This window comes from Streptomyces sp. NPDC004610 (assembly GCF_040609715.1).
Taxonomy (GTDB): domain Bacteria; phylum Actinomycetota; class Actinomycetes; order Streptomycetales; family Streptomycetaceae; genus Streptomyces.
This window is the reverse complement of sequence record NZ_JBEXLA010000041.1, coordinates 83,498-94,503: the sequence shown is the minus strand read 5'-3', so window position 1 is coordinate 94,503 and position 11,006 is coordinate 83,498. Positions and strand designations below refer to the sequence as shown.

The 11,006-nt window shown below is 71.0% G+C and carries 11 protein-coding genes; 5 read left to right on the top strand and 6 right to left on the bottom strand.

Features of this window, described 5'->3' with window-relative positions:
* Positions 1 to 87: 87 nt before the first annotated feature.
* The 4 genes from ABZX40_RS34705 to ABZX40_RS34690 form a co-directional block, all read right to left on the bottom strand.
* Positions 88 to 1,170, bottom strand: a complete 1,083-nt coding sequence (locus tag ABZX40_RS34705) for an iron-siderophore ABC transporter substrate-binding protein (protein WP_355735526.1) — start codon at positions 1,168 to 1,170, stop codon at positions 88 to 90.
* An 80-nt stretch (positions 1,171 to 1,250) separates the two neighbouring features.
* Positions 1,251 to 2,069, bottom strand: a complete 819-nt coding sequence (locus ABZX40_RS34700; RefSeq protein WP_355735524.1) for an ABC transporter ATP-binding protein — start codon at positions 2,067 to 2,069, stop codon at positions 1,251 to 1,253.
* A 137-nt stretch (positions 2,070 to 2,206) separates the two neighbouring features.
* Entirely contained in the window at positions 2,207 to 3,337 is a 1,131-nt protein-coding gene (locus ABZX40_RS34695) for an iron chelate uptake ABC transporter family permease subunit (RefSeq protein WP_355735521.1), read from the bottom strand.
* Positions 3,334 to 4,326 (bottom strand): iron chelate uptake ABC transporter family permease subunit, encoded by a 993-nt coding sequence (locus tag ABZX40_RS34690; protein WP_355735776.1) that lies wholly within the window; start codon positions 4,324 to 4,326, stop codon positions 3,334 to 3,336. Before ABZX40_RS34690 ends, ABZX40_RS34695 begins: the two co-directional genes overlap by 4 nt.
* 332 nt (positions 4,327 to 4,658) lie before the next feature.
* On the opposite strand from ABZX40_RS34690, the gene ABZX40_RS34685 reads away from it, so the two are divergent.
* The 3 genes from ABZX40_RS34685 (at position 4,659) to ABZX40_RS34675 (ending at position 7,357) form a co-directional block, all read left to right on the top strand.
* Positions 4,659 to 5,303, top strand: a complete 645-nt coding sequence (locus tag ABZX40_RS34685) for an MSMEG_1061 family FMN-dependent PPOX-type flavoprotein (protein WP_355735519.1) — start codon at positions 4,659 to 4,661, stop codon at positions 5,301 to 5,303.
* A 176-nt stretch (positions 5,304 to 5,479) separates the two neighbouring features.
* Entirely contained in the window at positions 5,480 to 6,412 is a 933-nt protein-coding gene (locus tag ABZX40_RS34680) for a hypothetical protein (protein WP_355735517.1), read from the top strand.
* Between the two features lie 171 nt (positions 6,413 to 6,583).
* On the top strand, positions 6,584 to 7,357 hold the full coding sequence (locus ABZX40_RS34675; RefSeq protein ID WP_355735773.1) for a GNAT family N-acetyltransferase: 774 nt from the start codon (positions 6,584 to 6,586) through the stop codon (positions 7,355 to 7,357).
* A 118-nt stretch (positions 7,358 to 7,475) separates the two neighbouring features.
* Here ABZX40_RS34675 and ABZX40_RS34670 read toward each other — a convergent pair whose 3' ends face one another.
* The gene (locus ABZX40_RS34670; RefSeq protein ID WP_355735514.1) at positions 7,476 to 8,852 is read right to left on the bottom strand and encodes an ATP-binding protein; all 1,377 of its coding nucleotides are present in this window, start codon (positions 8,850 to 8,852) and stop codon (positions 7,476 to 7,478) included.
* Positions 8,853 to 8,856: 4 nt separating this feature from the next.
* Positions 8,857 to 9,534, bottom strand: coding sequence for a response regulator transcription factor (locus tag ABZX40_RS34665; protein WP_355735511.1), 678 nt, complete (start codon positions 9,532 to 9,534; stop codon positions 8,857 to 8,859).
* A 157-nt stretch (positions 9,535 to 9,691) separates the two neighbouring features.
* On the opposite strand from ABZX40_RS34665, the gene ABZX40_RS34660 reads away from it, so the two are divergent.
* On the top strand, positions 9,692 to 9,979 hold the full coding sequence (locus ABZX40_RS34660; RefSeq protein ID WP_355735508.1) for a hypothetical protein: 288 nt from the start codon (positions 9,692 to 9,694) through the stop codon (positions 9,977 to 9,979).
* A complete protein-coding gene (locus tag ABZX40_RS34655) occupies positions 9,976 to 10,917 on the top strand; it encodes a hypothetical protein (RefSeq protein WP_355735505.1) in 942 nt (313 codons plus the stop codon). Before ABZX40_RS34660 ends, ABZX40_RS34655 begins: the two co-directional genes overlap by 4 nt.
* Positions 10,918 to 11,006 lie beyond the last annotated feature (89 nt).

The window sequence follows — 11,006 nt, the reverse complement described above, 5'->3', positions numbered from 1 at the left end:
CGTGGCGCAGATCGGTGATCACATCGGCGAGATCGTCGGAGATCCGGGCCGGGACCTGGCATGAGTGCCTTGCGGGGCACCCGCCCGCTAGCGCAGCGCCTCCGCGAACAGCGGTACGACGTTCTCCAGGGCGTAGCCCACGGACAGCACGGAGTTGGTGGCGAACGCCTGGCTCACGTCCTGGTCGTCGAAGACGACCGAGCGTCCGGCCTCGACCGCCGGAAGGGACATGAACAGCGGGTCGGTGCTGATCTCGGTGGCCTCGACGCCGATCGGTGCCATCACGACCAGGTCGGCGTCCAGCATCTCCAGGTTCTCCTCCGAGACCGACACGGAGAACGCGGTTCCCGCCTCGGCCTGGACCTCCGGGTTGTTGGTGAAGCCCAGCGACTCCATGAAGTCGACCCGGCCGGTGCCCCGGACATACGCGCCCCAGCCGCTGGAGGTGCGGGAGCCGATGGTGACGCTGCGGCCGTCGAACTCGGGGTTCTCCTCGGCCGCCGCTGCGGCGGCGCCCTCCGTCTCGCTGATCAGCTGCTCGCCCTCGGCGCCGAGCCCCAGCGCCGTGGCGATCATCGTGGTCTGCTCCTGCCAGGTGATCTGGTACTGGTCGCCGCCCTCGGGCACGCCGATGGTCGGCGCGATCTGGCTGAGGGTGTCGTAGCGGGTCTGGTCGCCGCTGGACTTCACATCGAGGATCAGATCGGGGTCGAGTGCGGCGATCCGCTCGTACTCGGGCTCCAGCGTGCCGATCTTCTCCGGGCTCTCGTCGTAGCGGTCCTCCGCCCAGGGGCCGACGCCGTCGCCGCCGAAGGCGAGCCAGTCGCTCTGGCCCACCGGCTGGACCCCGAGTGCGAGGGCCGTCTCGGCGTCGCCCCAGCCGAGCGCCACGACGCGCTGGGGCCGGGAGTCCACGGTGACCGTGCCGAACTTGGTGGCGACCTCGGCCGGGAACGCCTCGGCGGACGACGAGGACGGCGAGGCGGAGGCGGTGTTCTCGCCGTTGTCGTCGGAGGACGACGAACAGGCCGTGCCGAGCAGGGCCAGGAGCAGGGTGCCGGTCAGGGCGCGCAGGGCGTGGCGGGGCCGTATGCGGGTCCTCGGGCGGGGGTCCCGGGTCCCGGGGAGCGTGGCTCCTCGGGTGGTTCGGGAGGTGGTGTTCGCGGACATGCGGTTTCCTTTCGTGCGGTGTGGTGGCTGGGTCAGGGACCTGTTCCGGCCGGCCGATGATGTTCCCCGGACGGTCCCGGTCACCCGGGTGCCGGGACGTGGTGGCGGCCGAGCGGGACGACCATCGGTGTGGCCGACGCCGGGTCGGCGATGACCGTCGAGCGCAGGCCGAAGACCTCGTGGACCAGGGACTCGGTGACGATGTCGCCGGGCGGGCCGGCGGCGACGATCCGGCCGTCCTTCATCGCGATCAGGTGATCGGCGTAGCGGCAGGCGAGGTTGAGGTCGTGCAGGACGAGGGCGAGTGTGACGCCCCGGTCCCGGTTGAGATCGGTGAGGAGGTCGAGGACTTCGAGCTGATGGGTGATGTCGAGATAGGTGGTCGGCTCGTCCAGGAGCAGGACGCCGGTCTCCTGGGCGAGGGCCATGGCGATCCATACGCGCTGGCGCTGGCCGCCGGAGAGTTCGTCCACCGGCCGGTCGGCCAGGTCGAGAACGTCGGTGGCGAGCATGGCGGCGGCCACCGCCTCGTCGTCGGCCGTGGTCCAGCGGCGGATCCAGCCCTGGTGCGGGTAGCGGCCCCGGCCCACGAGATCGGCCACCACCACTCCGTCGGGCGCGACGGGTGATTGCGGCAGGACGCCGAGCGTGGCGGCGACCTGTTTCGTGGGGGTCCGCTGGATGTCCCGGCCGTCGAGCAGGACGGCGCCCGCGAGCGGGGGCAGCAGTCTGGCCATGGCCCGCAGCAGGGTGGACTTGCCGCAGGCGTTGGGGCCGACGACGACCGTGATCCGTCCGGGCGGCAGGGTCACGTCCAGATCGGAGATGATCCGGCGCTCACCGTAGCCGAGGCTCAGTTGCCTGGCCTGGAGTGTGTGGGAGGGGGATGTGGTCGTCATGGTGTCGGTTCCTCTGGGACAGGGCGGGGAGAGGGTGGTGTCGCTGGGGCGGCCGTCTCGGACGGGCCTGATCTCCGGATCTCCGGTGCGGGACGGGGATCGGCCGAGGCCGGTCGGGGATCGGTGCGTGCAGAGGGTCAACCGCCCTGGCCGACCCGGTTGGCGCGGGCCAGCAGCACCAGCAGATACGGCGCTCCGACGATGCTGGTGACCACCCCGACCGGCACCTGGACCTGGGGAATCGCGTGCTGTCCGACCAGGTCGGCCACCGCGACCAGCGCGGCCCCGGTGAGCGCGGCCGGGAGCAGCGCGGCCCCGTGTCCGGGCAGCAGCCTGCGGGCGATGGGCGCGCTCACGAACGCGACGAAGCCGACCGGTCCGGCGGCGGCCGTGGCGACCCCGGCGAGGCCGGTCGCGCAGGCGAGCAGCGCCAGCCGGTCCCGTTCGACGCGGGAGCCGAGCCCGGCCGCCGTGTCGTCACCGAGCCGCAGCACGGACAGCGACCCGGCGGCCAGGAAGGTGAGCGGGACGAGGACGCAGAGGGCGGTGACGAGGGGCCACACGTACGACCAGGAGCGCCCGTTGAGGCTGCCGGCCAGCCAGACGAACGCGGCCTGTGCCTCGGTGACCTCGGAGCGGGTCATCAGATAGGAGACGACGCTGGACAGCCCGGCGCCCGCCCCCACCCCGATCAGCACCAGCCGCTGGCCGCCGACGCCCCGCCGCCAGGCCAGCGCGTAGACGGCGGCGCCCGCCGCCAGGGCTCCGGCCAGCGCCGCGCCGGAGAGGGCGAGTCCGCTCACGCTGTACACCATCGAGGCCAGGACCGCGGCGACGCCCGCTCCGGAGCTGACGCCGATGATGTCGGGGCTGGCCAGCGGATTGCGCAGCAGGGACTGGAAGATGGCGCCGGACAGCCCGAAGCAGGCGCCGACGAGGACGGCCAGCAGGGCGCGTGGCAGGCGCAGTTCCCTGACCACGAAGCGGCTGCCCGCGTCGCCGCCGCCGAGGAGCGTGTCCCACACCTGTCCGATCGGCAGCGCGATGTCGCCGAAGGACAGGGCGACCGTGAAGGCTCCCGTGACGAGCAGGGCGAGGGCCGTGGAGACGGTGGCGAAGCGGGCGGTGCGGTGTCGGCGGGAGCGGCGCAGCCCGTGGGCGGCCGTGAGGAGGCGCGGGTCGGGGCCCTTCACACCGCCGTCCCCCACTCCGTCGTGCGGCCCGGTGCCCTTGCGGTGGATCCGGTCCGTCACCGGCCCCCCGCTCACAGCGCGCCCCGTGCGGAGCGGCGGACGAGCAGGATGAAGGGGACGCATCCGAGGGCCGCGGTCACCACGCCGACCTGGACCTCGCCGGGACGGGCCACGACCCGCCCGGCCACGTCCGCGAGCAGCAGCAGCGCGGGCGCGAGCAGCGCGCTGCATGCCAGGATCCAGCGGTAGTCGGGGCCGGTGAGCAGCCGCGCGACATGCGGTACGGCGAGACCGACGAAGCCCAGCGGCCCGGCCACGGCGGTCGCCGCGCCGCAGAGCAGGACGACACTGACGGCGCTCCAGATGCGGGTGACGGACAGTCGCTGGCCCAGTCCCCGGGCCACGTCGTCGCCGAGGGCGAGCCCGTTGAGCCGGGGGCCGAGACCGAGGGCGATCACGGCCCCGGCGGCGATGAAGGGCAGGGCCTGCCCCAGTAGGCCCATGTCGCGGGTGTCGAGCGCGCCGATCTGCCAGAACCGGAACTGGTCGAAGGTCTGGCTGTCCGCCAGCAGCATCACATTGGTCACCGAGCCGAGCGCGGCCGTGGTGGCGGCGCCGACGAGGGCGAGCTTGACCGGGGTGGCCCCCTCACGGCCCAGGCTGCCGACGCCGTAGACGAGGACGGCGGCGAGACAGGCGCCGAGGAAGCCGAACCAGATGTAGTGGGCGGGGTCGGTCAGCGCGAGGACGCTCATGGCGAAGACGACGAAGACGGCGGCGCCCGCGTTGACGCCGAGGAGGCCGGGGTCGGCGAGCGGGTTGCGGGTCAGTCCCTGGATGACGGCGCCCGCGAGGCCGAGGGCCACGCCCGCCAGCAGTCCGGCCAGGGTGCGGGGCAGCCGGACCTCGTGGACGACGAGTTCCGCCCGGACGGACGGGTCGGGGCTGAACACCCCGTTCCGTACGGCCTCCAGCGGCACATGGCCGGAACCGACCGTCAGACTCAGCACTGTGGCGGCGAGCGTCACGACCGTGAGGAGAGCGAGGACGACACCGATGCGCAGGGGGCCTCGGGAGCGCGGGCGGGTCGGCGCGGCGGCGGGTGTGCCGTGCTCGGTTTCTCCGCCCTTGCCGGGGGCGGGGCGTGCGGCGCTGCCATCGGACTCTGCGCTGGTCACGGGCGGGTGCGGGGGATCGTTCACCGGAAGGTGGGCACCGCTGTTCAAGGACGGCCTGGCCGGTGGGGGGCTGCTACGGCATCGGTCAGTGGGCGCATGGGCATATCCTCGGGGCGGTGATATGGAGAAATCATCTCCGGTAGGTAAGGTGAGGCAAACCTAACACCAGATACAGTAAGGACGGCAACCATCAACCCGAGGGGGCAGATTTGAGCCAGATGCTCTTCACGAACGGGCACGATCCGGCCCTCACAGGGCAGACCGCGGACCCGAAGGGGAAGACCCCGGAGGTGAAGACCCCGGAGGTGAAGACCCCGGAGGTGAAGACCCCGGAGGTGAAGACCCCGGAGGGCTGCACGGAGATCGGCTCACCCGCCGAACTGCGCGCCCTGCTCGGGGAACCGTTCCCCCTCGTCATCGAGAAGGTGCACGACCGGCTCACCGACGCGGACCGGGACCTGCTCACCCGTTCGCCGTTCTGCCTGCTCGCCACCTCGGACAGCCGGGGCAACTGCGATGTCTCACCGCGCGGCGACGGCCCCGGCTTCACCCACGTCCTGGACGCCTCGACCATCGCCCTGCCGGACCGGCCCGGCAACCGCCGAGCCGACAGTTTCCTGAACATCCTGGACAACCCGCACGCGGGCCTGCTCTATCTCATCCCCGGCAGCAAGGATGTCCTGCGCGTCAACGGCCGCGCCCGCATCCTCACCGACGCCCCGTTCTTCGACGCCATGACCCGCGACGGCAAACGCCCCGCGCTGGCCCTGCTGCTGGACATCGACGAGATCTTCCTGCACTGCCCCCAGTCCCTGCGCCGCTCCGGCATCTGGGACCCTGCGTCCTGGGAACAGAGGGACTGAGTAGCGGGACTGACACTCGTCACAGCACGCGCCCCCGATGCCGCAACGGAACCCCTGCCCCCCGGGCGGGGCCCCACATCGGACCGAAGACCGCGCCCACCGCCCCCACTTGAGTGACTGGCAGACTGTCCCCCGGTCACGCGCTGCGGCAGCGCAGCTTTCGGGGAGGGATCAGGATGGGCACGAACTGGCGCAGCACAGGCCGCACGGTCTCCGCGGTCGCGGTGTCGGCGGTCCTCGTGGCGGTCACGGCGGCCTGCGGGGGCGGCTCCAGCGACGCCGCCCAGGCCGACAGCGGGCTCACCGCCGCGCTCGGCGGCATCCCCCAGGACCAGAGCGACCGGCCCCTCGTCTACTCGGACGTCCCCGAGGTGCGGCGCCTGACCCGGCAGAACGCGGAGCAGTACGCGGTGATCTCCGGCTTCGGCATCCCCGAACTGGCGCAGACCGCATACGCGGGGGAACCGGCGCGGGAGGCGTTCGGTTTCGACGAGACGGTGGTCGACACCTCCGTCCAGATCGGCGCGGACGCCGTCCGCCTGACCGGCCGCTTCGATGTGGACGCCGTCACCGGGGCGATGAAGAAGCGCGGCTGGACCGAGACGGAGAGCGACGGCGCACCACTGCTCACCCAGGACGGCACACGGGTCGCCGTGTCCTCGTCGGTCCGCTCCCTCGCCTACACCCGGAACGCGGCCCTGCCGCCGCTGAACAACGCCGAGACATCGGTCGCGGCGGACACGGCCTTCCGGGCGGTGGCCGACTGCATCGGTGACGACACCTACCACGCCACGTTCTACGGCAAGGACCGCGAGGGCCAGCTGCCCGGACTGACCCTCTTCGGCATCGGCGCCCGCGCCGGGGACGACGGGGTCTCGAAGGAACGCCTGTGCGCGGTGACCCGGTCGGCCGAGGCCGCCCGCACGGTCGCCGACGCCCTGCGCCCGGCGACGGCCGCCGGAGAACGGTTCGCCGGTGCACGCGTCGAGATCCGCGACGGCGCCGCGCCGGTGGTCACGATGGAGTGGACCAACTCCGTGTCGGAGCTGCGGCCAGGCTCCCAGAACCAGACCAATGAACTGCCCCAGCTGTTGATCCGCCTCCGCTGAACGCCACCGGGGCGCCGGGTGGGGGTGCGCAAGGCACCCACGGCAGGTGCCGAACGCGCCGACCGCTGGCACGACACTCCCCACGCTCGATCCGAAGCCGCACGCGATCCCCCCTCACCCATGCTGGGATCCATCGCTATGAACGATCACCTCCTTGACGAAACCGACCTGATGGACAGGACGGAACGGAATCTGGCGGAACACGCCTGTCACCTCCACCGGGGCATGACCGGTGCGACCGTCACCGAGGCTGCTGACCTCCTGATCGCGGACAGCGGCCTGGACGACGACACGTTCAACATCGTCGCCGCGGCCCGCTTCACCGCCGCCGATGTCACGGCACGCGTCACCGAGACCGCTCAGACCCTGACCCGCACCGGCCACCGCTTCTCCTGGTGGGTGGGGCCCGCCTCGGCACCGGCGGACCTCAGCGCCCGCCTGACGGCGGCCGGTCTGCCCGCGTCCGCACACGAGACGGCGATGTGGGCCGCGCTGGACGACCCCTTGCCACCGCCCATCGTCCGGGGACTGGACATCCAGAGGGTCACCACACCCGCACAGCTCGCCGATTACGCCATGGTCCTTGCCGCGAACTGGAACCCGCCCGCCGACACCGTCCGCCGCTTCTTCGCCGAGGCCGCCCCGCAGGCGCTCGCCGCGCACTGCCCGGCCCGGTATCTGGTCGGCTACGTGGAGAACCGTCCGGTCTGCTCCGCCGAGGTGTTCCCGCACGCGGGAGTCGCCGGCATCTACAACATCTCCACCCTGGCCGCCCACCGGCGACGCGGATACGGCGGTGCCATCACGCTCGCCGCACTCCGGACAACCCGTGACCTGGGCCACCGCATCGCGGTCCTCCAGGCGTCAGCGGAGGGTGAGCCCGTCTACCGCCGCCTGGGGTTCCGCCCCTGCGGCCGGTTCACCGAACACGCCGTCAACCCCTGAACCACCCGGACGCCACGGGCCTCTGAGCGCTCCCGCCGGTCCGGTCACCACGACTCGTCGACCGCCACCGCTGCGAGGACGGCGGCCCCGTGGCGGCCCGCGATGGTGGTGGCCGCTTTCATACGCCATCGGCAGGCAGGCGAACGACGAAGCGGGCCCCGGGGGCATGGCCCTCGATGTCAATACGGCCGTGGTGGACGGTGATGATGTCGCGGACGATGGCCAGTCCGAGTCCGCTGCCGCCGGTGTCTCTGGCGCGGGCGTCGTCCAGGCGGGTGAAGCGGTCGAAGACACGGTCCCGGTCGGGTTCGGGGATGCCGGGGCCGTCATCGGTGATGGCCAGTTCCGCGGTGCCGTCGCGGACCCGGAGACTGACCGTGATCCGCCGGACGGCGTGCCGGAGGGCGTTGTCCAGCAGGTTGCGTACGACGCGTGCGAGGGCGTCGGCGTCGCCCTCCACACGTGCCGCGCTGACGGCGTGCTGGTCGATGGTCAAGTGGGTGCGCTCGCGGGCGCGGTGGACCTCGGCGAAGACGATCTCGTCCAGGTCCAGGGAGCACATACGGAGTCGGGGGCGGGCATCGAGCCGGGCCAGCCACACGAGGTCGTCGACGAGGCGGGAGAGCCGTTCGCAGTCCTCCACCAGGTTGGGGGCCAGGGTGTGCCAGTCGGCGGAGTCGGGGTGCCGGGCGGCGACCTGGAGTCGAGTGTGGAGGCTGCTCAAGGGGCTGCGCAGTTCGTGGGCGGCGTCCGCGATGAACTGGCGCTGCTTCTGCGTGGCACCGTCCAGCCGGGCAAGGAGGTCATTGAGTGTGGTGGCGAGCCGGCCCAGCGCGTCGGCCGAGGAGGGGACATCGAGGCGGCGGCTGAGGTCGGAGGCGGTGATCTCCGCGGTCTGCGCGCGCAGCGCCTCGACGGGGCGCAGCGCCCGCCCGGTGAGCATCCACGCGACGCTGGTCAGCGCGGCGACGGCCAGCGGCACGCCGATGGCCAGACCACCGGTGAGCTGGTCCAGGCTGGTGTCGACGTCCTCGGTGGGCACGGCGGCGTACACGGTCACCGGATCTTGTCGGGTGCCGGCGGGGACGGCCACGGCACGCCAGCTCGTGTGGTCGCCCTGGGGCAGCTGGTTCAGGCTGCGGGCATGCGGTTCGTCGGAGGTGCTCGGCGGGAAGTCGAACGCCCGGCCCCGGCCCTGAAGGTTCGGCGAGCTGGACCGCACCGTGCCGTGGCTGTCGACGACCTGGACCGTGATGTCACGATCACCGGGGGCGGGAAGTGTGGCGGGCAGCCTTCCCGAGTCGACGATCTCCGCGACGGCCTGAGCCCGCTGCCAGGCGGCCTGGTCGAGACCGTCGATGAGGCTGTTGCGCAGCCAGGCGACCAGCACCACAGCGGCGCCGACGAGACCCACCGTGATCACGAGCGCCGCGGCAGTCGTCAGCCGCAGCCGCAGTGACCGGCGGGACCACCAGTCCCGGATGGGGTTGCGCACCGCGTCACCTGCCGACGCCGCGCAGCCGGTAGCCGGCGCCGCGCACGGTGTCGATCAGCCGGCGCTCGAACGGGACGTCGATCTTGCGTCGCAGATAACCGACGTACACCTCGACGATATTGAGATCGCCGTCGAAGTTCTCGTCCCACACATGGGTCAGGATGTCGGTCTTGCTGACCACCTCGTCGCGATGGCGGAGCAGGAACTCCAGCAGTCCGAACTCCCGTGCCGTCAGGGTGAGTTCCTGTCCCGCGCGGCGGCACCGGCGGGAGGCGGGGTCCAGGGTGAGGTCATCGGCGACGAGCACGGCGGGCCGGGCGGGTGCCCCGCGTCGCAGCAGCGCCCGCAGATGCGCGACGAGCACGACGAGGGAGAACGGCTTGCTCAGATAGTCATCGGCTCCGAGGTCGAGGGCGTCCGCCTCGTCGTACTCGCCGTCCTTGGCGGTGAGCATCAGCACCGGGGTCCATACGGCGGCGGCCCGCAACCGCCTGAGGAGCTCGTACCCGGAGAGTCCGGGCAGCATGATGTCCAGCAGGATGACGTCCTGCTGCTCGTGGACGGCACGCCAGAGCCCGTCCACGCCGTTGTAGGCGACATCGGCGACGAAGCCCTCCTCGGCCAGACCGTGGGCGAGCCCTTCGGCGAGACCGCGTTCGTCCTCGATGACAAGCACCCGCATGTCCGCCTCCTACCACTCCGCGCCGCGCCTTGGGGGGCGGCTTGCTGAGAGCGGGCTGAGAGCCGGAGTGGTTCTCAGCCCTCTCTCAGGAGCCTCGTCGCAGGGTGGGGATGTTGCCCCGCACGGGCGAACCCCTCCAGCGGCGAGGACAGGCACCATGACCAACGATCCCACCAGTCGCGAGGCGATGCCCGTCACGGCAGTGCCGATGGGTGGGGCCGGGAACGCAATTGCCTTAGCCGGCCTTCTTCCGGGGGCCCTGGTCAGGAATACCTCCCACACATCCCGCATATTCCATACATTCCACACACATTCCACATACGGGATGGACCGGCTGCTTTTCGGCGAACAATTCAATTCCACCGCTCTCATGACCGATGAAATCGCGGCCAGAATCCGCAGAGGATTCCCAGAAGAAGACCAAGGAAAGGAGCCGAAAGCATGACTTCCACCGCTCCCCCTCAACCCACCGTGACGGCCCGACCGGCTACCTATGTGATGCGGAAGCTTCCGCACGTGACGGCCCTGTTCTGGGCCCTGAAAATCATCGCCGTCACCCTCGGGGAAACCGCAAGCGACCAGTTCGCGATCGAACTCAAGATTGGGTACGAGACCTGCGCGGTCGCCTTCTTCATATTCTTCACCATCTTCGCCATCCTCCAGATGCGGGCCAAACGATTCCATCCGAGCCTGTTCTGGACCGTCATCTTCAGCACCAGCATCGTCGGCACCTCGATATCGGATCTCATGGACCGCGGCGTCGGCCACTCCGGGACCGTGACGCACAATGGGATCGGTTATGGTGCCGGTGCAATCATCCTCACCAGCATCCTCGTGGTCATCTTTCTGGTGTGGTGGCGAACCGGGCAGACCTACGACGTCGAGAAAATCGCCACCCGCAAGGGCGAGGGCCTCTACTGGATCGCGATCCTGGTCTCCAACACCCTCGGCACGGCCAGCGGCGACTGGCTGGCCCACGGCACCGGACTGGGATTCCGCAACGCGTTCTTCGTCATCGCCGGAGTAATGCTGCTGCTGCTCGCCGCGCACTACATGACCAACATCAACGGCATGGTGTTGTTCTGGCTGGCCTTCGTCCTGACGCGCCCGCTGAGTGCCGCCGCCGGTGACTCGATCACCAAACCCGTCAGTCAGGGCGGGCTCGGGCTGGGCACGCTGTGGGGTTCCGTGGCACTGGCGGCAGTGCTGATCGTGCTGGTCGCCTTCCAGACCTGGCACATCCGCCGTCACCCGCTCGACCTGCTGCCGGCCCCGACCCACAGGATCACCGGAGAGCCGCAGCGGCCCAATGGACAGGTCGTCCTGGCCTATGGACCGCACCCTGACCAGATCCTCCGGACGTCGAAGGCGGCGGTCAGCTGACGTTGCCCTCCGGTTCCTCCGGCCTTCGGTTCCCCGGCCCTCGGTTCTCGGTCTCCTGGCCCTCGGTCCCCTGATGTCGGGGGCGCGGG